At 54.8% G+C, this 24,270-nt stretch carries 21 protein-coding genes; 3 read left to right on the top strand and 18 right to left on the bottom strand.

Translation table 11 applies throughout. The features are described 5' to 3' along the window. Nucleotides 1-135 precede the first annotated feature (135 nt). The 3 genes from ON072_RS05700 (at nucleotide 136) to ON072_RS05690 (ending at nucleotide 2,137) form a co-directional block, all read left to right on the top strand. The gene (locus ON072_RS05700) at nucleotides 136-492 is read left to right on the top strand and encodes a YibL family ribosome-associated protein (protein WP_025011144.1); all 357 of its coding nucleotides are present in this window, start codon (nucleotides 136-138) and stop codon (nucleotides 490-492) included. 168 nt (nucleotides 493-660) lie between these two features. Continuing rightward, entirely contained in the window at nucleotides 661-1,278 is a 618-nt protein-coding gene (ribA, locus tag ON072_RS05695; RefSeq protein ID WP_025011143.1) for a GTP cyclohydrolase II, read from the top strand. A gap of 55 nt (nucleotides 1,279-1,333) precedes the next feature. Next, entirely contained in the window at nucleotides 1,334-2,137 is an 804-nt protein-coding gene (locus ON072_RS05690) for a hypothetical protein (RefSeq protein ID WP_308810766.1), read from the top strand. Nucleotides 2,138-2,143: 6 nt separating this feature from the next. Here ON072_RS05690 and ON072_RS05685 read toward each other — a convergent pair whose 3' ends face one another. The 18 genes from ON072_RS05685 to ON072_RS05600 form a co-directional block, all read right to left on the bottom strand. Next, nucleotides 2,144-2,605, bottom strand: a complete 462-nt coding sequence (locus ON072_RS05685; protein ID WP_133087313.1) for a hypothetical protein — start codon at nucleotides 2,603-2,605, stop codon at nucleotides 2,144-2,146. A gap of 132 nt (nucleotides 2,606-2,737) precedes the next feature. Next, on the bottom strand, nucleotides 2,738-3,088 hold the full coding sequence (locus ON072_RS05680) for a VF530 family protein (protein ID WP_261752956.1): 351 nt from the start codon (nucleotides 3,086-3,088) through the stop codon (nucleotides 2,738-2,740). A gap of 172 nt (nucleotides 3,089-3,260) precedes the next feature. Further along, nucleotides 3,261-5,633 carry a S8 family serine peptidase gene (locus tag ON072_RS05675; RefSeq protein ID WP_107353434.1) on the bottom strand — a complete coding sequence of 791 codons (2,373 nt, stop codon included), beginning with the start codon at nucleotides 5,631-5,633 and terminating at the stop codon, nucleotides 3,261-3,263. 543 nt (nucleotides 5,634-6,176) lie between these two features. Continuing rightward, entirely contained in the window at nucleotides 6,177-6,497 is a 321-nt protein-coding gene (locus ON072_RS05670; protein WP_223828987.1) for a rhodanese-like domain-containing protein, read from the bottom strand. Between the two features lie 76 nt (nucleotides 6,498-6,573). After that, nucleotides 6,574-6,786, bottom strand: a complete 213-nt coding sequence (locus ON072_RS05665; protein ID WP_025011137.1) for a YgaP family membrane protein — start codon at nucleotides 6,784-6,786, stop codon at nucleotides 6,574-6,576. Between the two features lies 1 nt (nucleotide 6,787). Further along, nucleotides 6,788-10,033, bottom strand: a complete 3,246-nt coding sequence (locus tag ON072_RS05660) for an efflux RND transporter permease subunit (protein ID WP_261752957.1) — start codon at nucleotides 10,031-10,033, stop codon at nucleotides 6,788-6,790. Nucleotides 10,034-10,042: 9 nt separating this feature from the next. Beyond that, entirely contained in the window at nucleotides 10,043-11,068 is a 1,026-nt protein-coding gene (locus tag ON072_RS05655) for an efflux RND transporter periplasmic adaptor subunit (RefSeq protein ID WP_144224876.1), read from the bottom strand. 225 nt (nucleotides 11,069-11,293) lie between these two features. Then, nucleotides 11,294-12,010, bottom strand: coding sequence for an SIMPL domain-containing protein (locus tag ON072_RS05650; RefSeq protein ID WP_025887174.1), 717 nt, complete (start codon nucleotides 12,008-12,010; stop codon nucleotides 11,294-11,296). Between the two features lie 220 nt (nucleotides 12,011-12,230). After that, complete coding sequence (locus tag ON072_RS05645; protein WP_025011135.1) at nucleotides 12,231-13,517, bottom strand: OmpP1/FadL family transporter; 1,287 nt, start codon at nucleotides 13,515-13,517, stop codon at nucleotides 12,231-12,233. 362 nt (nucleotides 13,518-13,879) lie between these two features. After that, nucleotides 13,880-15,331, bottom strand: a complete 1,452-nt coding sequence (gene putP, locus ON072_RS05640; RefSeq protein WP_044734719.1) for a sodium/proline symporter PutP — start codon at nucleotides 15,329-15,331, stop codon at nucleotides 13,880-13,882. A 148-nt stretch (nucleotides 15,332-15,479) separates the two neighbouring features. Then, nucleotides 15,480-16,184 carry a DUF3379 domain-containing protein gene (locus ON072_RS05635; protein ID WP_093983403.1) on the bottom strand — a complete coding sequence of 235 codons (705 nt, stop codon included), beginning with the start codon at nucleotides 16,182-16,184 and terminating at the stop codon, nucleotides 15,480-15,482. Further along, complete coding sequence (locus ON072_RS05630) at nucleotides 16,177-16,740, bottom strand: sigma-70 family RNA polymerase sigma factor (RefSeq protein WP_025011133.1); 564 nt, start codon at nucleotides 16,738-16,740, stop codon at nucleotides 16,177-16,179. The genes ON072_RS05635 and ON072_RS05630 overlap by 8 nt, the downstream gene beginning before the upstream one ends. A 299-nt stretch (nucleotides 16,741-17,039) precedes the next feature. Beyond that, the gene (locus ON072_RS05625) at nucleotides 17,040-18,659 is read right to left on the bottom strand and encodes a BatD family protein (RefSeq protein WP_144224877.1); all 1,620 of its coding nucleotides are present in this window, start codon (nucleotides 18,657-18,659) and stop codon (nucleotides 17,040-17,042) included. Next, the gene (locus tag ON072_RS05620; RefSeq protein WP_144224878.1) at nucleotides 18,653-20,725 is read right to left on the bottom strand and encodes a vWA domain-containing protein; all 2,073 of its coding nucleotides are present in this window, start codon (nucleotides 20,723-20,725) and stop codon (nucleotides 18,653-18,655) included. Before ON072_RS05620 ends, ON072_RS05625 begins: the two co-directional genes overlap by 7 nt. Further along, nucleotides 20,722-21,711 (bottom strand): vWA domain-containing protein, encoded by a 990-nt coding sequence (locus ON072_RS05615; RefSeq protein WP_045282691.1) that lies wholly within the window; start codon nucleotides 21,709-21,711, stop codon nucleotides 20,722-20,724. Before ON072_RS05615 ends, ON072_RS05620 begins: the two co-directional genes overlap by 4 nt. Next, nucleotides 21,705-22,208 carry a DUF4381 domain-containing protein gene (locus ON072_RS05610; RefSeq protein ID WP_144224879.1) on the bottom strand — a complete coding sequence of 168 codons (504 nt, stop codon included), beginning with the start codon at nucleotides 22,206-22,208 and terminating at the stop codon, nucleotides 21,705-21,707. Before ON072_RS05610 ends, ON072_RS05615 begins: the two co-directional genes overlap by 7 nt. Further along, entirely contained in the window at nucleotides 22,205-23,149 is a 945-nt protein-coding gene (locus ON072_RS05605) for a DUF58 domain-containing protein (RefSeq protein WP_144224880.1), read from the bottom strand. Before ON072_RS05605 ends, ON072_RS05610 begins: the two co-directional genes overlap by 4 nt. Continuing rightward, the gene (locus ON072_RS05600) at nucleotides 23,149-24,105 is read right to left on the bottom strand and encodes an AAA family ATPase (protein ID WP_144224881.1); all 957 of its coding nucleotides are present in this window, start codon (nucleotides 24,103-24,105) and stop codon (nucleotides 23,149-23,151) included. The genes ON072_RS05605 and ON072_RS05600 overlap by 1 nt, the downstream gene beginning before the upstream one ends. Between the last annotated feature and the right edge of the window lie 165 nt (nucleotides 24,106-24,270).

The raw sequence follows: 24,270 nt of genomic DNA, 5'->3' as shown, positions 1-24,270 counted from the left end.
TGGTTAACACAATTGCTTTTCCCTGCTAAAAAACCCCGTCACCTGGGCTTGAGTTGCTGTTATACTTCTGTCCGGCACATTTACGGCAACCAGGCCGTCCATTCTCAGGGTGCCGGGATTTTGTAAGGTAACAGAATGAATTTGAAGCAGGAGCTGCAACAGCTCAACGATAAGCTGGATCAGTATCGCCGTAAATTGGCCGCCGCAGAGCAACGTGGCGATGGTCCTATCATTGCCCAGTTTCAGCGGGAAATCGCCGCCGTCAACAAGCGGATTGCAGCCATCAAGGGCCAGCAGAGTCGGCAGCTTGGCAAGCAGGGACAGTCTATTCGCGATCTGCCTTTTAGCCGCGAACTCACCAAAGCCGAACAGGCCGACATGGGCAAACTCAAGAAGTCTGTCCGGGGTTTGGTCGTTGTGCATCCCATGACAGCGCTGGGCAGAGAAATGGGTATTACTGCCGTTACCGGGTTTGCACCCAAGGCATTTTAACTGCCGCCGTGACAGCAGATAATAACCAATGAATTTACTTGGGTATTCCGGTCGGTGGTAAAAACGCATAAAATGACCGGCCTGAGTACTGAGCACGCTTCACTATTATCTTGATTTTGAGGGATGTTAACCGTCTCAGGGAATGAGAGCAGTCGTTAAGGTTAATTCATGTCTATTAAATTTATCGCCACCGCCAAATTGCCAACCCCTTGGGGGGTGTTTGCCATGCATGGTTTCGAGGATACCGAAACCGGTAAAGAGCACGTGGCGCTGACTTTTGGTGAGCTCCAAGCCGATAAACCCATGCTGGGACGGATCCATTCGGAATGTCTCACCGGAGATGCCCTGTTCAGCCTGCGCTGCGACTGCGGCTTTCAACTGCAGACCGCGATGCAAAATGTCGCCGAAGCCGGTCAGGGCTTTATTCTCTACCTGCGTCAGGAAGGTCGTGGCATAGGGCTGTTGAACAAAATTCGAGCCTACGAGTTGCAGGACGATGGCGCCAATACAGTGGAAGCCAACGAGCGTCTGGGCTTTCCGGCCGATATGCGCAAGTACGATATGATTGCGCCCATGCTGGAAAAAATTGGCGTTCACAAGGTTAGGTTGATGACCAATAATCCGCGCAAGGTGCAGGCGATGAAAGATGTCGGCATGGAAGTTGTCGAGCGGGTGCCGCTGCAGGTGGGCAAAAACCGTTACAACGAAGCCTACCTCAAGACCAAGTCTACTGAGCTTGGCCATATGATGTCTGAGTATCATTTCACCGAAGGTCATCAGGACTGAGTCGGCAAAGATGAAGTCACCGGGGAAAGCATCAACCCAAGTTGGTTTATTGAGTGTGTCTTCCCTGGGGCTTTTGCTGCTTGCAGCCCCAATCCTTGCCCAAGAGTCCCCCGGCCACGCCCGGCCGCCGGACAACTCCCACTATGCTTTTGGCAGCTATCTGGGCAGCGGGGTCTATCGCGCGTCCGAACAGGATGCTACCGTCATCAGCTTACCGCTGGACTTTACGCTGGAGCAGAGTGAGGACTCGGAGTTCTTGCTGCGCCTGCCCATCTCTGTAGGCTTTTTCAACTATAGCCTTGAAGATGCCGGTGAGTTCGAATTGCCTTCCAGTGTTGGTACCCTGACCGTGACCCCAGGCTTTGAAAAGCGTTGGCGTCTGGATGAAAACTGGCGCATGGAGGCCTATGGCGATCTCGGTTTTGGCAGTAATTTTGACCAAGGCGGTAATGTCGCCATCATGGCAGCCGGCATCAGTGGCTTGCGTCATTTTGAGCTGTGGCAGGCAGATTCTCTGTGGGTGACCCGACTGAAATTTGCCGCCTACAGTGAACGGGCGTTCAGCATCAGCCAGAGCTTTTCCGTATTGCAAACCGGAGTGGATATCGGTTTGCCTTATCACTGGTCCTGGCAGGGGTTACAGATGCAGCCCAGGGTGTTTGCTTTGGGTTATTGGTATTTTGACCAGTTACAGTTTGCCGGCGATCTCAACCAGGATACCTTGGTGTCCGGCAGTATTGAGTTGGGCGCCACCCTGGCCCTTGCCAAGCCAGTGCTTGGCATAGACAGATTGGGGATCAGTTACCGTAGTGGTGACGGGCTGGAGATCTGGCGCCTGGTGTTCAGCATGCCCATCTGAGCCGCATCAGCCCTCAGTGGCGGCGTTCTTGTCCTGGCGGGCTTTCTCGTTGAGCAGGGCGACCAACTGACCACTGACGGCGGCAATCTGATCCTGCAGCAACTTACGCTCTATCTCGGCCGCTTCAGAATCATCACCATTCAGTTGCTGTAGCTGCTGCTGCAACTCTTTGAGCTTGTCCTGCAGCTCTTTAATCTTCTTGTCAATTTCAGACATATCCGAGGTATCTTCCTCGGCGGCTTTCTGCGCTTCTGAGGTTTGCTCCGAATTGTTCCTATACAGCTGACCACCTATATCATCCGCCAGCGCCTTGCGACCGGCAGAAGAGATATTCACTTTATCCTGGCTGTCCGAACTTGTGGCAGCGCTTTCCTTGGCTGCGTCTTTGTCGGCCACTGTGACTTCACTCAGGCTGCGGGGACCGGTTCCCTGAGTGGCGATTTGACCTAAGCCTGCAATGTTCATCATTAAACTCCCTAGCGGCATCTGTTCGTGCTGATAGTCGATAACGAATTATCGGCTGCAAGGGGAAGAACTTTAGCAGCTTTGAGACAAAATTGGTTAAAAATATAGCGGGTTGCGTGCTGTATCAGTATCTGCCTAGTCGCTCTTTTTACCCCAGATATGGGCATTGGTTTGAGGCTTGTCGGCACAGGTTTGTTTGGTTGGTTTTTCCCGTGCTGCCGGGGTTGAACTGCCCAGCAGGTGAGGCGGAATGGGCAAGCCCTTACTGGTCAGATAGAGACGTTCCAGTTTTTCCCTGGCCCATTGGGTCTTTCGCAAAAAGGTCAGGCTCGATTTGATACTGGGATCATGGCTGAAGCAGCGCACTTTTATCCTTTGTGCCAGGCCATCAAAGCCGTACTGCTCCACCATCTCTGTGAGTATCGCCTTGAGGGTCAAGCCGTGCAGGGGATCTTTGTTGGCTTGAGGGGAATCGGAAGCTGTCATGAATGGGCCTTGGTAGCTGGTGTTATAAAAGCGGCGCCAGTATAACCGAGAAACTTTTCAAATGCCTTGCAAAAAGGTTGAAAAAGTCGCGTCAAACTGTCCGGCAGCTCTTCAGCCAAGGGAAACCATAGAGAGAGGAAAAAGGGGCCGTAGCGGCCCCTTGAAAGAGAGATTATTTAAAGTGCAGTGACCAGCTGTCGATGTAGCCTACGTCACGGCGACCCGAGTCGACGGCCTTGAGCAACCAGGTACCACTGGACTCGACACCTGTCATATCGACCGAATAGCTCTGGTTGATATTGTCGGTGCCTTTGCCTGTGTTGTCGTGCAGCACGGCAATCTGGCCATTGGGGCTGTGCAGTTCAACCTGCAGATCGCCAATGTAAGGGTGCACTATGCTGACATCTACAGTGACCACACCCGAATCACCGCTGCGGCTGACGCTGATGGGGCTGGTAATGCCTGTGCTGTTGTTGTCGGGAATATTGGCATTATCACCATTGGTGTAGCTCGCTGCGCCGCCACCTGGATTGGTGCTGCTTGAGCCTGTGTAGCTAGCCACCAGGCTGGCACCGCTGAAGCTGCTGTAACCGCGAACCATCACATAGTAAGTACCGGCTTGAGGGCTGTTGACCGAACAGCTTTCAGTGTTGCCGCCTTTCCAGGGGCGACAATCAAAGCTGCTGGTGGTTGGAGCCGCGCCGTACTGCATGTAAAGGTCGGCATCACCTGTGCCGCCACTCAGGTTGAAGCTGAGGTTGGAAGCGCCGGCAGGCACATCGAGGAAGAAGTGCAGTTCATCGTCTTTGGCACCACTAAGGTTGTTGACTGCCACACCGTTTTCCAACTGACCATCGCTTGGTGTGCCGGGATCGCTCGGGCCATTACAGGAGGCATCCAGATATTCCTTGGCAGCCACGGCATTGACCAGACCATAGCCGGTGCGATCGTCACGACCGGGGACATCCAGATCTTCGGCGGTGGCTTTCAGCGCCTGACGCACCTGGGCGGCACTACACTCAGTGTGATAGCTCCATACCAGAGTTGCGACGCCGGATACGTGTGGCGTCGCCATGGAAGTACCGTTGTAGTACTCATAGTCTTCGCCAGTGGTGTTGGATACGCTGGCCTGCTGACCGATTTGGTTACGCAGCGCCAGACCGGTTTCACGGTCTACAGACACAGAAGCCTTGGTCAATTCAGTGTTTGAGTCCACCAGAAAGGGGTTTTGCAGTCCGGGCAGATCGCTGTTGGAGTAGACAATAGTCGCTGCCGCACCGGCGTTGTTACAGGCGCGAACCGCATTGATCTCGGGATAACCGGCACCTTGGTTTTCCAAACGCTGCACCAAACAGACTTTGCCTGTCATGTTGCCGCAGTTGTAGTTGCCGCCGCTGGTGTCACACTCGGCCAGTTCGCCGCTGGCACTGGCGCTGATGGGCGAGGGCACATAGTTGCTTCCCGATGGTACAAAGCGGTTGTGAGGCACCACCCCTTCGGCAAACAGCGACTGACCGGCAATGACAATATCAGCCAGACGTCCTTCGCCGCGAGTCACGGTTGAGAGGATTGCTTCACCCGGGCCGGAGATTTCGACCTGATTGGTGTACTGGGAGAAGGCCGAATGGTTTTTGTTGCTGTCGACCGAGGCCACCGACATTACCGCATCATAGGAAGCCGGGTAGCTGTGGGTGTTGTTGCCATCGTTACCGGCCGCAGCAATCAAGAGCACGCCATTGTTAAAGTGGTTGGTCATGGCATTGCGCTCAGTGGTGCTGGATCCTGAGCCACCCAGGCTCATGGTGACCACATTGGCGCCATTGTCGACACAGGTATCCACGGCGGATACCAGTGAAGAGGAGTAACCCCAACCTGACTCGTTGAATACCTTGATCACATGGATATTGGCGTTCTGATTCGGCATCACCCCAACCACGCCTTCATTGTTGGCGATGGCGGCTATGGTGCCGGCAACGTGGGTTCCGTGGGCATTGTTATTGCCCGGCTCGAACCAGTTTCCGGTGCCCGAGTTGTTGGTACCTGTGACATTGTTGCCACTGAGATCCTGGTGAGCACGATCATAGCCGGAGTCTATGATACATATGGTGCGATTACCGCTGAGGTTATCGGCCAACTGAGTCGCGCCGACATAGGTTTGACCCCAGGGCGTGGTTTCACTCAACAAGCGGCGGGGCATATCTTCTTCAACATACTCCACATCGGTGCGGGCACGCAGCGCCTTGAGTCCGGGGTTATCCAACTTGACGCTGTAGCTGTGGCTGCGACCAATGCGCTTCATTTCGCGAGCCTTAACGCCGTTAAGCGCTCTGTGCTGGCCGAATACCTGATTCAGTTCGCTTTGGCCACTCATGGTTTGCAGGCCGTTGTTGTCCTTGAACTTAACGATATAGCGCTTGGGCAGGGGCGACTGCTGTGACAGATCATTGGCTTGAGGCTTGAAAGGTGCGCCATGAACACCGGCAGAGACTGCCAGGGCCAGCATGGACAGACTCAGGGCCAGCTGTTTATTTGTTATTTTTTTCATACTTGTCTTCCGTGTAACAGATCTTGGTTTATTGTCCTCGGGCACTTCAGCATTCACTGAAATGACCCATTTGCAATCTACCGCTATGAAAAAGTCATGTAAAACATATGTTAACGGAATGACGTTCTATTTCAGTTTGGTTGTATTTCACTTTTTGTGAATAAAAATTCATTTTAGGTGTTGCTGTTACTAAATGTATCAGTGGCGGGTGCATGAAATTTTGCCGGGTTTGAATAAGATTCGATATGAGGTTTGATTGAGCCCTGAGATACGTGAAAGATATAATTGATTGATTTATAACTTTAATTATGTCTCTTATTCTAATTTGGCATAAGTAATTATTCTGGAGAATAATCGTTGCGAAAAGGAGACTTTAGTATGGGGTAAAGGCGACTTTTTGACTGAGTGTGCAAATTTGACACTTGCACGTTATCTTGGTTTTTGGCTTTTTGTTAATTATTTGTGCTACTTATTTCGTAAAAAGGCCCACTTGAGTGGGCCCGGTTGCATGAGTGGCGCAGTACTTAATGGTTATCTGGTCAGCTAGTTGCCGGCGCTGGCCTTGAGGCTATCATAGCCGCCACCATTGTAGACTTCCTGATAACCGGCTTTTTCCAGCGACTCTTTGGCAATACCTGAGCGGCGACCGCTACGGCAGTAAACAACTACCGGGGTGTCCTTGGCAATGCCCTGTTTGGCAAAGGCTTCGGCTATCTGTTCAAAGGGGATATTAACCGCCTCTGGCAGATGTCCCTCTGCGTATTCCTCCGGGGTTCTGACATCCACCAGCATGGCGCCCTGGGCGACCTTGGTCAGCGCCACCTCGGGAACCATCTGCTCGGCGCGAACGCTGAGGCTCAGCAGTACAGCAAACAGCAGAGTGGTCAGCCACAGGAATTGGCGCTGGGTACGGGTTATTATCTTCACTTGCATTCCTTATTCAGTGGGCCTTGGCCTGTTCAGCCTCCGTTTTCATACCGAATTTACGCATCAGCATGCTGGCAGGACAAAAGCCGGTAAAAGCACTCTGAAACAGGTTAGCGCCAACAAACAGAGTTAGCCATACAAAATTGTGATGGACAGTGGCGGTTAACAGTAATGACAACATCACCATAAATCCGGCAAAGGCCATAGTGGCACGTTCTACAGACATTTTAAGCTCCTTTGGCCGCCTGGGCCTGGTTGATCACTGAGTCGATGCGCTTGCGCATCAGGGCATAGTAAAGTACCGGGATCACCACCAGCGTCAGCAGGGTGGAGATCAGGATCCCGAAGATAAGACTGATGGCCAGACCGTTGAAGATCGGGTCATCCAGAATAAACATGGCGCCTATCATGGCTGCCAGGGCGGTGAGCATAATAGGTTTGGCCCGTACGGCGCCCGAGTGAATGACCGCCTGTTCAAATGGCACTCCGGCAGCGGTTTCCTGGTTGATAAAGTCCACCAGGAGTATGGAGTTACGCACTATGATCCCCGCCAGCGCTATCATGCCTATCATGGAGGTGGCGGTGAACTGGGCGCCGAGCAAGGCGTGTCCCGGCATGACCCCGATAATGGTCAAGGGGATAGGCGCCATAATGATCAGCGGTACCAGATAGGAACGGAAGTGAGCCACCACCAGGAGATAGATGGCAATCATGCCGACCCCATAGGCCAGGCCCATATCACGGAAGGTTTCATAGGTGATCTTCCACTCGCCATCCCAGAGTACGCTGATGGCATCCAGACCATCGGGTTGGCTGAAATAATGCTGGTTGAAGCCAAGGCCACCTTCTGAGTCGATATCCGCCGCCATTTCAAACATGCCGTACAGTGGGCTGTCGAGCGGCCCGGCCATGTCGGCAATCACCATGATCATCGGGATCATATTCTTGTGAATGATGGGGGCGTCTATCTGCCCCTTGCGGATTGTCACCAATTCGGCCACGGGCACAGTGCCGCCATGGAGGCTGTCGAGGCGCAGGTTAAGCACTGAAATCAAATCCAGTTTGTCGGCCTCAGGCAGTTCCAGGCGGATCGGCACAGGGCGTTTCTGCATTGGTTTGTGCAGTACATTGATGTCTTTGCCGCCGACGGCGGTGGCCACCAGATCCACTATGTTGGCGTAGGGCACGCCCAGCAGACTGGCCTTGCTGCGATCGATAAGCACCTGCCATTTCTGTTGTGCCGCCGGCAGGAAGATATCGATATCCACCACATCTTCGGTCGCCAGGAACAGGGACTGCAGCTCTCTGGCCGCCTGCTGGCGAATGTCTTGGCTGGGGCCATAGACCTCGGCCACAATCGGCGACCACACAGGTGGGCCGGGGGGCACTTCCACCACTTTGACATTGGCGTTGAAGCCCTGGGCGATTTGCTGCAGCGGGCCGCGCACCGCCAGGGCTATGCTGTGGCTGTCTCTGTCCCTGTGCTGTTTATCACTGAGATTGACCTGAATATCGCCAAGCTCCTGACTGTTGCGGACAAAGTAATGCCTGACCAGGCCGTTGAAGTTGATCGGGGCATGGGTGCCGGCATAGAGCTGCAGATGCTGCACTTCGGGTACCGTCACCAGATAATCGGATAAGGCCTTGAGGACTTTTTCCGTCTGCTCCACCGGCGTGCCTTCCGGCATATCCACCATCACCTGGAATTCGCTCTTGTTGTCGAAGGGCAACATCTTGAGTACCACCAACTGGCCGACGGGCAGGGCCACGGCCATGCCTATCAGCACAAACACGCCGGCCGCCATGCCTACACGGGCCTTGCGGCTCTCGAGAAATGGCTTGATAAGCCGGGTAAACAGCCTGAGCATTACAGGGCTGGCATTGTCGCTGTGCCCCTCGCCACCCTTGTGTCTGAGCAGTTTGTGGCTGAGCCAGGGGGTGACCACAAAGGCCACCGCCAGGGAGATCAACATGCCCATGCTGGCGTTGATGGGAATAGGGCTCATATAGGGGCCCATCAGCCCAGAGACAAAGGCCATCGGCAGCAATGCCGCAATAACGGTAAAGGTCGCCAGAATCGTGGGGCCACCCACTTCATCCACGGCAGCGGGAATGAGTTCACTCAGGCTGCGTTTGCCCATGGCCATATGACGATGGATGTTTTCCACCACCACTATGGCATCGTCCACCAAAATACCTATGGAGAAGATCAGTGCAAACAGGGATACCCGGTTGAGGGTAAAGCCCCAGGCCCAGGAGGCGAAAAGCGTGATTGCCAGGGTAATGACAATCGCCACACCGACCACCAGTGCCTCGCGCATTCCCATGGTGAACATCACCAGGATAACCACAGCGGCGGTAGCAAAGATCAACTTGAAGATCAGAGTGTTGGACTTATCTGCCGCCGTTACGCCATAGTTGCGCGACACAGTGATATTGACATTGTCCGGAATAAGCAGGTTACGGCTCTTTTCCACCTTGGCAAGGATAGCATCGGCCACATCCACGGCGTTTTCACCCGGTTGTTTGCCTATGGCTAGGGTCACTGCCGGGAAGACGCCTTTAGCTTCTGCTTCGGCGTTGTGACCGTTCTGATGCCAGGCGCCATAGAGGGGCACGTCGGCCTTGAGGCTGATATCGGCAATATCACTGAGGAACACTGGGGCGGCCTTGCCTTGGCTGTCATTGTGCACCGCGACCACCAGTTGCTGCACATCCTCCAGCGAACGCAGGAACTGGCCGGTCTGCACCTTGATCTCCTGGTTATCTTGCACCAGAGATACAGGCATGGAGACCGCATTATTGGCGCCGAGCGCCTGGTTGATGGCATCGAAGCTGACACCATAAAAACTCATTTGGGCCGAATTGATGCGTACATTGAGCACCAACTCATGGGACCCCATGGACTCGACATCTCGGGTGCCGGGAATGCGCTTGAGTTCGGTTTCGAGCCCATGGGCCACATGAGTCAGTTGCTGAGCCGAAACACCGGGATCCTCTGACCAGAGAGTCAGGCTGACAATGGGCACATCGTCTATGCCCATGGGTTTTATCAAGGGATCGCCCACCCCCGCGGCTCTGGGCAGCTTGTCCAGGTTGGAATAGATTTGATTGTAGAGTTTGACTATCGCCTCGTTACGGGGCACACCCACCTCAAAGATGACGATGATCATCGCGCCATCGGGCTGCGAGAAGGAGTAGAGGGTATCTATGCCTTTTATCTGCGAGATCACCTCTTCTGCCGGCAGGGTAACCAACTGCTCGACTTCGGTCGGTGTGGCACCGGGGAAGGGGATAAATACATCGGCAAAGGTCACATCTATCTGAGGTTCTTCCTCCTTGGGAGTGACCATAATGGCAAACATCCCCAGCAACAAGCCCAGCAAGGCCAGAAGCGGCGTAATGGCACTGAGCTGGAAACTGGCGGCAATGCGGCCGGAGATGCCGGTGTTATTTTCGCTGTGATTAGCCATGAGTTCCCCTTACTTGGCCTGGCGCTGCTCGAGCAGCAACTGATAGGCGTTGGCGGCGACTATGTCTCCGGCTTCGAGTCCTGCCAGTATGGTCACGCCATCGTCACGCACATCACCCAGACGTACCTGTTGCAGGACAAAGTTGTCGCCGTGCTTGAGGTAGACGGCCGACAGCTCATTGACGCTGTAAAGTGCTTCTTTGGGCAGTACTATCTCCTGGCGCTTGTCTATGGCAAAGCGCACCTTAACGAAACTGCCGGGCAATAGATCGCCTGTGTTGGCCGGCAGTGGCAGTCTCACCTGAAAGGCGCGGCTCTGCTCATCACTGAAACCAAAGACCTTGGGGGTAGTGACGTCAAAACTGCGACCATCGGCTAGGATAACCGTCATCTTTTCTGTGGCTTTGGCGGCCTGAAGAAAACGCTGCGGCAGCTGCATCACCACCCGCATCTCATCGTCGGCAAAACCGGACAGGAGCGGTTGACCGGGAGCGACTGTTTCTCCCTCTTCCACATGCCTGGCCGTGACTATGCCAGCATATGGCGCGCTGACGACTGTGTATTTCAGTGATTCCTTTGCCTGAATGCTCCTCGCTTTGGCGGCGCTGGCCGCTTGGGAGGCTGACTTGGCATTGGCTATGGCCTGATCCATTTGGCCGCGGGAAATCGCGCCCTTGGGAAACAGTTCCTGATAGCGCTTGAGCGTCAGCTGAGCTTCGGTATCCAAGGCTCTGGCTCTGGCGTATTCCGCCTCGGCCGCCGCCAGGGACGCGCCTTGCTCTTCACTGGTGATCTCAAGCAGCGCTGCCCCGGCGGGGACTCGGTCGTTGACATCAAAGTAAAGCTTGAGGATCCGTCCCGAGGTCTGGGCCGACACGGTTGCGGCCTTGACCGCCTCGAGCCTGCCATCCAGGGTCAGCAATTGGGAGTGCTCTGTCTGGCGGACAGTCACTGTGGCCGGCTCGGCTGCCTTAACGGGTTGAATGAGCAGCAGCGCGGGCAGTAGCAGGGTCAATACTGGCGTTATTCTGGGCATGGAACTGTTCTCAAAAAAACATCTATGAGAAAATTCTAATGAATAAGGTGGTCGCCTGCAACTATTATTAGAAAAATATGATTAAATAAGAGGTGGCTTGAGTAACTGACTAAACCTTGAATACCCAGGCCAGAATATACACAGCCAGAATACAGATACGAAAACAGGCGGCCTTGGCCACCTGCTTATATTGAAAAATCCGTTTCAGTTTTGCGCTTCAAAAGTTCAGTCGTTGAGATAGTAGGTGAGGGTAGAGACGATTCGCACCTTCTTGATGTAAGGCGTATTACTGTCGCGATCGGAAATGGTGAAGGTGCCCTGGCTGGCTTGTTTGATCTTCCCAAGTACCGAGTCTGAATCTTTGGCAAACTTCTCGGCCACTTCACGGGCATTTTGGGTAGCCTCCTGCACCATGGCCGGCTTGATACTGTTGAGTTCGGTAAACAGGAATTCGGTGCGACTGTCATAGTCCTGACTGGCGATGGCTATGCCTTCTTTGGCCAGGGCCAGCAGCTTGTTACGGCTCTCAAGCAGCAGATCCACCTGGTGAGTATAAAGCGACACTGTCACTCGGGCTGCGTAGCGATACTTAACATTGGGATCGACATAACCCTGGGCTTGCCTGTCTTCTATGGAAGGCAGAGAGACAGAGATTTCACCCTTGTTGAAACCTTGCTGTTCAAGAAAGGCCGTCACTTTATCTGTTTTTTGTTGCACCGTCTGATACAAGGTGTTGAGATCATTATCCACCTCATTGAAGCGAATCGGCCAGATGGCGACGTTGGCCTTGACCTCGCGTTCAGCCAGACCTTTGACCGCCACGGTTCGCTCCATACCTTTCATTGCCAGCAGGCTGTTTCCAATACTGGTGCCAAGCAGCAGTAAACCGGCGCAAATAAAACCCCCAAGCAACAGGGCCGCCAGAGAATAATTTTTACTCATTTCGAAATCCTTTTGTGACATAGGAGAGGTACGAAGTACGCCTTATATCCGGCCCTGTAAGCCAGCCGATGCAGCGCAATTTACACCTTCCATAAGATAACCAAGCCTTGGCGAGAATGCATCTGTAAGCTTGAATGTTGCCTGAACAACTTGCTGTTAATCAACAAAAAAGCCGCCCCGAAGGGCGGCCTTGTCAGCTTAAACTCGTTGGAGCCTTGGCTCAGAATTGATAGCTGTACTGCACTGAGTAGTACATAGCTTCTGATTTGGTAATGGCGTTAACCGGACCAACTACTGCACTGTTTTCTACCAGTTCCACTTCTTCACCTTTAACAAAGGCCATACCGAAGTCGATGGTTTGATGCTGGTTGATGTGGTAGCTCAAGCCAGCAGTGAACCATTGACGGTCAGAATCAGGGATAGAGATTGAACTGATTTCATCAACCACACCATTGTCGAACATGTAACCGGCGCGAACAGTGAATTGTTCGTTAATGTCGTAGGTTCCGCCCACACTCATCAGCCAGGAGTTTTTCCACTGATACTGCTTCAGAGGGGCATTGACATTGTTGGCAATCACTGTACCTGTACCATAAATGCTGCTGACACCATCTTTGGCTGTAATTTGATCGAAGTTGCCCCAACGGGTGTATTGAGCCGTGTAATGGACAGCAAAGTTTTCGGTTAACTGGTGGAAACCGGCCAACTGGAATATGTCTGCCAAAGGCACTTCCAACTCGTCAAACAGGGTTGAAGCAAAACTGTTTGTTTGGCCAGGCAAAGGTGTCAGTGTCGCAATATGGCCACTCACATCGACATTGGGGCTGTAACGGTAACTCAGACCAAAACGGTTGTTCTCATTCAGCTCAAGTGTGGCACCAACAATACCGCCAATACCCCAACCATCGGCATCCACATCGACCAATGGCATTTGATTGTAATAGCGATCCAGGTTGCCTTCGCCATAAACCAAATCCAGTCCGACACCCAAACTCAGCATGTCATTGATGCGGTAAGACACACTGGTGTTGAAGTTGATGGTGGTTACTTCGGTATTACCTATTAGATCATAGGGAGCCGCCACTGTTTTGCTATTGACCAATGAGGCGCTGTCTGTGCCGGTACCGAAGTTGGAAAAGGCAGCAAAGCCCACAGCCCATTTATCATTCAAAGGCTGGATGTAATAGATGTTGGGGATCCATTTGACGCTGCCGGCATCATCAATCCCACCCAGATCCACCTGGCCGCCCATGAAGTTGACGTCTTTGATATCTACCTGGACGTCAACAGTGGTGACACCAACCGATATAGCGGCTTTGTCAAACAGTGCCATGGCGGCCGGGTTACGGGATAACACGGATGCGTTGTCTGCAATCACGGCATCACCGGCAAAGGCGCGGCCGATACCTGTGGCTGATTGGCTGTTGAGCTGGAAACCGGCTGCCAGGGTCTGGCCACTGACCAGCGCTACTGAAACCGCGATAAGAGTCTTGTTGAAATACTTCATTATTATCTTCTCTTTTATGTTTGCAGGTTGGCTGTCAGTCTCTAATACCCCACAGACACCCGCTTATTAGTCCAGTGCATCTTATGGACGCCCCATAGCGCCAACAACTCCGACCAGATGTGAAATTTTGTAATATTTTGGTTAATTTCTGCGAATGTGCTGCGAACGTGCGATGAACTTCAAAATGCAGGCCGAGCCGGAAAAGCAGCAATAGCTGAATAGTGGCTGGTTGAAGATGACAAGCCCGTGTGTTGCTAAGCTGTAAAATCGGGTGAAACAATAAATTACAAACTGGCGGTGCGTTTGGCGTACAAGTGTACGCCAAACGCCAGGGCGGGCAATTGAAAGCTGAATTTACGAGCTTAGAGGCTCTGTTCGAAGCGACTGAATTGTGTCTGTGTAGCCTCGGATGGCGGCGACAAACGGCTCACTACAACCCCGGCCAGGGTGGCCAGAATGAATCCAGGCAATATTTCATAGAGGGCGAAGATACCGCTTTCCAATTGCTTCCAGATGATTACTGTCAAGCCGCCAACTAGGATGGTGGCAATGGCGCCGTTGCGGCTGTAGCCACGCCAAAACAGCGACAGGATCACTACAGGGCCGAAGGCGGCACCGAAACCGGCCCAGGCATAGCTCACCAGACCCAGTACGCTTGCTTCCCGATCCAGGGCAACAACCACTGAGATAATGGCAATGGCCAACACGCCGATACGACCGACCAACATCAGCTCCTTGCTTGAAGCCTCTGGCCTGAGCCACTTACGGTAGAAATCTTCGGTGATCACGCTGGAACACACCAGCAGTTGCGAGTCTATGGTGCTCATGATGGCCGACAAGATAGCGGCGATAAGCAGACCACCAATCCAGGGGTTAAAGGCGACTTGAGTCAGATGGATAAACACAGTTTCCGGATTCTTGAGCGGCTCGTCGGCAAAATAGAGCGCGCCGGCAATGCCAGTCGCCAGGGCGCCGATCAGGGAGACAAACATCCAGCTCATGGCGATGCGGCGCGAAACCGGCAGATCCTTGACACTGTTAATCGCCATAAAGCGCGACAGAATATGGGGCTGTCCAAAGTAACCCAGCCCCCAGGCCAGAGCCGACAGCAGACCTATCAGGGTCAGCTTATCGCTCCATAACGACAGCATAGCCGGGTCCAGGGCATCCAGGCTCTTGTGACTCTCTGGATGGGTAAACATGCTGACCGGGACTATCAACAGGGCTATCAACATCAAGCAACCCTGGAAGAAGTCTGTCCAGCTGACGGCAAAAAAACCGCCGACAAAGGTATAGGCCACTATCACCGCGGAACCTATCAGCAGCGCCGTCAGGTACTCGAGGCCAAAGACATTGCTGAACAGCACCGCGCCGCCCACCATGCCGGAGGAGGCGTAGAAGGTGAAAAACAGTAATATGGTGACGGCGGAAACCAGTTTCAGGAGGCCGCCTTCGTCGTTGAAACGCTTCTCAAAAAAGTCCGGCAGGGTGAGGGCATTATCTGCCATCTGGGTATAGATCCGCAGGCGTTTGGCCACCAAAAGCCAGTTAAGCCAGGCGCCCAGTAACAGACCTATTCCCATCCAGGCTTCGCCCAGACCGCCGAGATAGACGGCGCCGGGCAAACCCAGCAGCAGCCAACCGGACATGTCGGAAGCGCCAACACTGAGAGCGGTTACGGCCGGGCCCATCTTGCGACCGCCGAGAATATAGTCATCGACCGAATCGGTCGCCTTGTAGGCCCAAAGACCTATCCCCATCATCAGAGCCAAATAGCCCAGAAAAGTTATCATTACCGGGGTTTCAATATGCATGCTGGTTTACACTTTTGTGTTGTTGTTTGGCGCGGATACTAGCAAAAGTTTGCCAAAGCGCCCAATGTTGACAGGTTATGTGAGGCAGATCTGACCAGTCCCGGCGAGTGTTCGCCGGGAGATTTGGCAAGCAAAGAACTGCGATACCTTAGATAAAGCTCTGTTTTATTTCTTCTTTAACAGCGTCTAGGTCCTGAGGATATTCGGCTACCAACACCAGGTAAGCTGAGTCGGTTTTTATCGCCTCTCCCCGGTATTCGCTGTCGGCAAAGGCCTCGGCCAGCATCACCCTGTGCTCAGGGGGCACAATAAACACTGTTACCTTGCCTTGTTCACCGGCCAATACCAGGTGAATACTCTCAATTCCCTGAAAATCGCAGAAGGTGCTGTAAAACACCCGTCCCGGTTGGCTGTTGAATCTGGCACTGCCCAACCCCTTGAGCGATGCGAGCTTGGCATTGACCGCCTGATAAGAGATATCGGCATCACTGGTCATGGCAATGGTTTCATGGCGGACATGGGCGAGGGCGTGTTGTCCTAAATCCACTGGCCCTTGGCGCCAGAGACTGAAACTGACTCCGGCAACAAAAGCGACGGAGGCCGCCATCGCCAGCATCCAGCCGGTGCGTCTGCGTTGGGCGTGATGCACGGCCAACTGCTGTTTCAGCAGCAGTTTTTCGCTCAGATCTTCGGCCACAGGAATTCTGAGCGCCTGACTTATTTTGCCATCGAGTGCCTTGAGTTCGGCGACAAACGCCTGATTGTCCTCGCTCTGGCTGAGGGCCTCGAGAAACTCGGGATCCTGATTATTGGGGTCGCCATAGGCCTGGCGGCGAAACTTCAGCTCATCCATTGGATTGACCTCTGACCTTGGAGTGTTCCAGTGCTTCTTTTAACTGATTCCTGGCCCGAAACAAGCGGGTCATGACAGTATTTCGGTTTAGATCCAGCAATTGGGCAATTTCATCGCCACTGAATCCGGCTATCAGCTGTAATAACAAAGGCTCCCGATACTCGGGTTCCAATTGGGCGATTTGACGCCTGAGCAGATAGTGTTCGGCATGATCTTCCTGGCTCTGGGAACCGGGATCTTGCCAATGCTCTTCGCCGATATCGGCATAATCAAACTGTTTACGCTCAAAGCGGCGGGCATTTTCCCGCCGTAAAATAGTGATTAACCAAGCCTTGGCCGCTTTGTCATCTTTCAAGGAATCCAGCGAGCGCCAAGCCCGGAGAAAAGTTTCCTGGGTGATATCTTCGGCCACATGACGGTCGCCGCAAAGCCAGAAGGCGTAGCGGTAAATATCGGTATGCAGCGCCCGGACCAGGCTATCGTAACGTCTTTGTTTATTCAGCATGTCAGAAATGACCGCGTCATCAGACTTTTTCTTTCGCCAGCTATCGAACATTTTCCATGCTTGTTTTATTTTTGTTGCCGCTAAGCTTAATGGCCTTGGGGGCATTCTGGCAAATACCATGAGTGTAAAATCGGTTGCAAGCCTGATTTAGCCTGGATTTCAGCACGCTTGGCGGTAAAAGTGATGGCCGAAATATCGGGATAAGGGTAAACACACTGTTGAAAATGGAGGGAAACAGTTGGTTGAAAAAGCCTGCTGTTAACGGCCTTGAGAGGGGAAGTGGTAACGGCAGGCTATACCCAGACGGGCACTCAGCCATAGCGAATAGACGCTATGGCTGAAGCTGCCAATTAAGGGTTTAGCGGTGCCAGCACTGAGGCCGTACCGGCAGCGTTGGAGTACTGACTCTTGAAGCGTTCAAAGGCCTGCAGCAGCGCCGGGAAATGCTGACCGGGATCGCCGCTTTGTCTGCCATAGCGGCTGGCCTGAATCTTGGCGACCACGGCGGCCAACTCAGGGGCCAGTTTCGGCAGTTCATCGAGTGTGACGCTATGGCCTTTGATATCACTGAGTTCCTGCTGCAACGCCTTGAACACCTGGCTCAAGTCCCCTTGCTGACAAGCCTGGCTCAATCCCGGCTGGGTTTGGCTTGTTTGAGCTTGCAACACTGTTGCCGGAGCGGCTATCGCTTGTTGTTTGCGGGCCTTTAGCCACAGCACACAGGTGGCCAGCCACAGCGACGCAAACAGGGCCGTCAACCAAGGCCAGAAACCTGCGCTGCTACCGGGCTCCTGCGCAGGTTGGTTGATGGTTGGTTGCGGCATATCGGCGGCGGGGGCGACCTGGATAGTGCGCGCCGGTAGCAGGGCGAACTCCTGCTGTTTCAAATGCGGATTCCACCAAGGCACCTTGATCTCCGGCAGGGTATAGCTCCCCGGTTTCGAGGGCACTATGGCAATGGTCTGAGTCAGTTGCGATACCAGTTGGTTGTCGCGAACAAAGGTCTTGCGCTGCGCCTTTTCCGGATAGCTCTTGAGATTGTCCGGCAAGCTCAGTTTAAGCTCCGGTAGGCTGGTTTCATCGGCATTGGATGCCAGCAGTGTCAGGTTGCGGGTAATAGGGCGACCCACTTCAAAAGTCTGCTTGTCGTCCCATTCCTCTTTGAGCATCACCAGATCCGATATCAGCCAGTCGCCGTGATATTCGGCCGGGATGGGCTTGATGCTGACCAGCATGCTGTCACTCTGGGCCTGCATGGGGCGACTTTCCTGAAAGGCGAACATGCCCCGTCTTGGGGTATCGACCAGCACATCGCCAGAGAAGTTGGCACCGGAAATCGCCAGCTCGCCGGGTTCATCGGCTATGATGCCGTAGCTGCGCTCTATCACCCGAAAACGGCGGCCGTTGACGATTTCACTGCTTTCTTTATCCTCGCCGAGCTGTTTTATCTGGGCGCCGCTGATAGAGGGGGCCGACAACACCCCACGCTGCAGCTCAACGGCCAGAAAGAGTTTTACCTTGTAGGTGAGCAGTTGGCCGACATAGGCCTCCTTGGCCGAGATACTGGTACGCAGGAACAGGTTTTTTTGCGCCTCGGGGCGACTACCGGCCGGCATCACCTTCAATTCGATGGCATCGCTGCTGACGCCATCGATACTCAGGGCCGGAATAGTGACCTGGCCGGTGGTTTTTGGGGCCAGCATCACTTGCCAGCGGGTTTCCTTGCGGGCATCAAAATTGATGATCTGGGTACTGCGACTGACGCTGGTGCGGCCGACGATAAAGTCTTTCAACAGGGCCGAGGTGTCCAGTGCCTGGGCTTCGAGTTCATCATCTGCCACCACGGACAGCATAAAGTACTCGCTCTCGGTCACGGGATTGCGATCGACCGAGGCCTGAAGCTGTGTCAGTGCCAGTGCCTTGAGCGGCAACAGGCACAGAAGCAATAGAGGAATAAGTCTAGTTACCACTGTTCATTGTCCTTGGGTGTCTCGCCGCGCTGGCGGCGTTTTTGATACTCGAGTTGCATCTTGTTGCGCAGCAAAGTGGCCGGGTCATCCACCAATGCCTTCAGCGCCCGCTCCATTTCGGGGGGCAGGGGCTCGGTGTCATCGAGTGACGAGGCGGCAACTTGTGCCTTAATCTGTTCATCGCTTTGCTCATCGTTTTGCCCTTCTTGTTGCTCGGCAAGGCTCGCCGAGTTGGCCTTGTCGGCATCAATCTCTGAACCATCCTGCTTAGCTGCACCGTTTTGACTTGCAGCTGCGCTTGACTCATTTTGCGGCTCTTGCTCTTGTGGCAATGAAGCCTGCATCTCAGGCTCAGAGCCTGCGCCAGTGTTATCCTCGGCATTTTGCGGGTTCTGATCGCCTTTGGCGTCCTTCTCGGCGTCCTTCTCAGTGGCATTGTCAGCATCATTTTGCTGCGAGTCGGTAGTGGAAGGCTCGCTATTCTCTTTGTTAGCGTCTTTATCTGAGCCCTGGTGCGAGTCCTTGCTTGAGCCCTGGTCGGCTTGGCTGTCTTGGCCTTGCTCTTTGTCCTGGTTTTGGCCCTGGCTGTTGTCACCCTGGGCGCTGTCCTGACTGCCCTGACTCTGATCCTTGCCGGACTGAGAATTCTGTTGTTGATCCTGCTGGCTTTGATCCTCTTGCTTATCCTGGCTCTGTTGATCTTGTTGCTGCTCTCGCTGCTTTAGCAAGGACTCCGCCAACGCCTTATTGTCAATGGCATCCTGCATATCGGGCACTAGTGTCAGGGCGTCACTGTAGCGCTTGATGGCTTCTTCATATTGGCCAAGCTGCATCAGGGCATTGCCTTGGTTGTATAAGCCTGTGGCACTGTCATCTTGCTCGAAGGCTTGCAGCGCGCCTTGATAATCGCCGCCGCGGTAGCGGGCGCTGCCTTGCCAGGCCGGGTCAACAAACTTGTCGGCGGCAGTGGCAAAATCCTCTTGCTTGAATGCCTGCATTCCCTGCTGATCCCGGGTTTGCCAAAGGTCATCCCAGCCGCTTGCCTGGCTAGGTGGGCTGACAAGCAGGCCAAGACTCAAGGGCAGCAACAGCACCGGTAGGCCGCTGCGAAAGCTTAAGAGCAGTGGCAACAACAGCAAGAGCGCCAGATAGGGGCCAAGGTCGACCCAGGTATCGCCGGCAAGATCTGTTTCTGTGGCATCCGAGCTGGTGGCGAGCCACTGCTGCAGCGTTTGCAGATCCTTGCCATCGTTGCTGTAGGGCACCAAAATGCCGTTCCCGGCACTTGCCAGCTCGCTGAGCAGACCAAAATCGGTGGCCGGTACTACCACTTCATTTCGGCTGTCCTTGAGCAGTTGCCCATCCGGCAGCCTTATCGGTGCACCCTGGGATGAACCTATCGCCAGAATGCCCAAGCGGTAGTGACTGCCCTCAATCGCCTGTTTGGCGGCATTGAGCTGACGGCTACCGACGCCATCTGTCATCAAGATGATATCGCCCTGCAGGTGGCCGCCCTGGCTGAGCAGCTCCTTGGCTTTCTCCAGCGCCGCGGCCAAATTGGAGCCGCGTACCGGCATGATGGCCGGGCTCAGGGTTGGCAACAGATTGAGCAGTGTGTTGCGATCCCGGGTCAAGGGGCTGATGACAAAGGCGTCACCCGCGTAGGCCAGCAGGGCGGTTTCCCCTTCATTGAGTTGCTCCAGCAGATCCGTGGCGCGGAACCTGGCCTGGGTCAAACGGTTGGGGGCGGCGTCTGTTGCATACATGGACAAAGACATATCCATCACCAGCACCCGTCCTGTGCTGCTGGCAAATACCGGCAGGGGTTTCTTGTAAAGCGCCGGGCCGCTTAAGGCCAGTACTGCCACCAACCAGGCCAGACCAAGCCAGGGCAGGCGGTTTCGGCGGTTTTTGCTGCCTTGGGTCAACAGCAGTGGCGCCAGATGCGGCGCAATATAACGATCCCAGTCAGATTGGCCCGCTTGACGGCGACTTTGCAGCACTAACAGCAATGCCAGTGGCACTAAGGCCCACAGCCATTCGGGACGGATAAAGTGCAAACTCATGATTTCCTCCCCCAAGGTCCCGGCCAGACGCTGAGCAACAGGCTTTGTAGCTGCAGCAGTACGCTCAGCGCCAGCGCCAGTCCCAGCGGCCAGTAAAACAGCTCGGATTGCGGCCGGTAACTGAGGGCGTCACGGCTGACGGGCTCCAGCTTGTCGATTTCCTGATAGATCTGTTCCAGTTCTTCGGTATTCCGGGCACGGAAATAGCGCCCCTTGGTGGCATCGCTTATCCGTTGCAGCTGGGCTTCATCCAGATCCATCGAGGGGTTGACCCGTTCACGGCCAAACAGGGTGCGACGCTCCATCACATCGGCGCCTACACCTATGGTGTAGATGGTGATGCCGCGCTTGGCGGCAATAGCGGCGGCCTGATCCGGCACTATGCTGCCGGCATTGTTGGAGCCGTCGGTCAAAAGCACCAACACCCGGTTGCTGTCTTTCACCTTATCGAAGCGTTTTACCGCCAGGGCAATGGCATCGCCAATGGCGGTCTGTTTGCCCACCAGGCCGATTTGGGCTTCCTTGAGATACTGAGCCACAGAGCGTCTGTCCTGAGTCAGTGGAGCCTGCAGATAGGCGGCATCGGCAAACAATATCAGGCCGATACGATCGCCGGCGCGGCGCTCGATAAAGTCGCTGACCACTTTCTGGATCAGGGTGAATCTGTCTACCGCTTTGCCATCGAGCACCATGTCTTCAATCTGCATACTGCCGGAGAGATCCACCGCCAGCATCAGATCCCGCCCTTCGGTGGGCAGCTCTATGGGATCGCCAAGCCACTGTGGCCGGGCGATGGCCAGCAGCAACAGGCACCACAGCAGCCAGAGACTCAAGGGCGCTCTGCGTTTGCTTTGTTGCTGCTCGCGGGCATGGGCATCGACGCCGGGCAGTTGCAGTTGGCCGCCGCTGTTGACGGCGGGGCGATAGGCTAGCAGCAGCGGCAAGGGAATAAGCAGCAGTAACCAGGGCCAATAGAGGGTCAGCATCTTGGCTTGCCTCCCTTGGCAAAGTGTTTGGGCGCGCGCTTGAGCCAGCAAACACAAAGCGCCCGCAACTCGGTGGGGGCAGCGCTCGGTTGGCTGCGGTATTGATTTTCGAGCAAAGAGGCGAAGCGACCGCGCTGCTCGGCTGGCAGTGCGTTATCCAGATACTCGGCCCAGGATTTACCGCTGAGTCCGGCCACCTGGGTGCGCTCACCATAGCTGATGGCGGTGCGTTTCAACAATGCGCTCATCTTGGATAGCAGCTCCGGGTCCTGGTCCTGCAGCTGTGTCAGTTCAGTCATGGCGGCTTGAGCCACCGCCTTGTGAGCCTTGGTTGCCTGCAGGCGCCGATAGCCAAAGAATGCCGCGGCGCCAAGCAGTAACAAGGCCAGCAGCATCAGCAGCCAAATACCGGGAGCCGGAGGCCAAAAGGGCACCTCGGTCGGCAGTTGAATATCCTTGAGCGCACTCAGCGCCGGATTGGCTTGATTGGGATTCATCTTAACAGTGTCAATTGTTGATTGAGGCGCCGGCCGGCATCCAGAGTGCGAACCGGGACCTTGAGTTGTTGCATCAGGGTATCAAACTGCGCCAGGTTGGCGCGCTGACGACCGAGCCAGGCATCATAACCGCTGCGATCCAGGATCAGGCTGCGGCCCGACTCCCGTACCGGCAGGGCAAACTGCCGCGGCAGCTCGAGTGTGCCTTGGCGCATGGGATCCGTTACCACAAAGGCCGCCAGCTCGCAGTGGCGTTTGAGTTCCGACAGCGCCTGCTGACATTCGCTGCCAAAACCGTTGCCGTCTGTGATTATCCAGATAAGGGAGCCGGGTTTGGCCAGTCTTGCCAGACGCTGACAGGCCTGGAGCATTAACGCCTGACCATCTTCATGGGGGCTGTCCAGCGCTTCGAGCTGCGACTTGTGTACCGCCACCAGCGCCGATATCAGTGCCAGAATCCCCTGGTTGCGTGCTCTTGGCTTCAGCTCTCTGTGGGCGCTATCGCTCACTACCAGTGCGCCGAGGCGGTCGCCCTGCATGATGGCATTCCAGCCCAAGGTCGCCGCCAGATGCGCCACCTGTACCGACTGCAATAACAGCTGGGAGCCGAAATAGAGGCTGTGCTTCATATCCACCAACAGCAGGATAGGGCGCTCACGCTCCTCGACAAACAGCTTGGTATGCGCCTTGCCGGTGCGGGCGGTGACCCGCCAGTCTATGGTGCGGACATCATCGCCCTGTTGATAGTGGCGCACTTCGGCAAATTCCATGCCGCGGCCCTTTACCAGGCTGGCTCTGTGACCGGCCATGGCCGCGCGGGCTTTTCCCTGCCTGTCACCCAGAGCGCGGGCGATATTCTGGCAGGCAAGCAGCTCGGCCTCACACAGGTGGAGGCCGTCGGCAAACAGTGGCAGTGAAGAGTCTGTTGCTGCGGCTTTCATCAGGGAACGGCCACCTGATTGAGCACATGGTCTATCACCTGATCGCGGCTGACCCCTTCGGCCTGCGCCTGATAACTCAGCAGTAAACGGTGGCGCAGCACATTGGGCACCACGGCTTGAATATCTTCAGGGGAGACAAAGTCACGTTCATATAACCAGGCGCGGGCGCGGGCGCAGCGCTCGATGGATTGGGTCGCCCGCGGGCTGACGCCGTATTCCAGCCACTTGGCCAGCTGGTCGCTGTAGCGCTGAGGCTGACGGGTCGCCATCACCAAGTCGACAATATAACGCTCAAGCGGCTCGGCCAGATACAGCTCCAGCGCCTGCTCCCGGGCGAGGAACACTTCCTGCTGGCCTATGGGAATGACTTTCTCCATGCCGTGGGTCTTGGCTTCGCTGCGGGACAAACGCAGGATCTCAAGCTCAGTGTCTGCCTCCGGGTAATCCAGGTTCAGGTGCATCAGGAAGCGGTCAAGCTGGGCTTCCGGCAACGGGTAGGTGCCCTCGTTTTCCAGCGGGTTTTGGGTCGCCATCACTAAAAACAGCGGCGGTAACTTGTAGGAGTGCTTGCCCACCGTCACCTGGCCTTCGGCCATGGCTTCCAAAAGGGCCGACTGCACCTTGGCCGGGGCGCGGTTGATTTCATCCGCCAGAATAAGGTTGTGAAATATCGGTCCGGCTTCAAATTCAAAGGTCGCGGTTTGGGCGCGATAGATGTCGGTGCCGGTCAAATCGGCCGGCAGCAGGTCCGGGGTAAACTGAATGCGGTGAAAGTCGCCCTCAATGCCATCACACAGCGCTTTAACGGCCCGGGTCTTGGCCAGCCCTGGTGGTCCTTCCACTAACAGGTGGCCATCGGCTATCAGAGCGATAAGCAGGTTTTCGGTCAAAATTGGCTGACCTATGATCACTTGATCCAGATAGGTCCGCAGTGCATGAAATCGACTCAAAGGCATGATGCTACTCGTTTTATTTTAAGGCCCAACTATAGACAGCGGTTATGGTAAAGAATTCCCTGCGCCCTTGGCTAGTGTTAAAAAAACAAACAGGTGTTTAAAACCGGCCAACAAGAAGTTAGAATCAGATCACATTTTTAATGGTCAGACCTGTTTAGGGCAGTA

The sequence above is a fragment of the Shewanella sp. K8 genome (assembly GCF_028823715.1).
Classification (GTDB): domain Bacteria; phylum Pseudomonadota; class Gammaproteobacteria; order Enterobacterales; family Shewanellaceae; genus Shewanella; species Shewanella algae.
The sequence above is the reverse complement of the archived record's forward strand: the minus strand, read 5'-3'. Positions and strand labels throughout refer to the sequence as shown.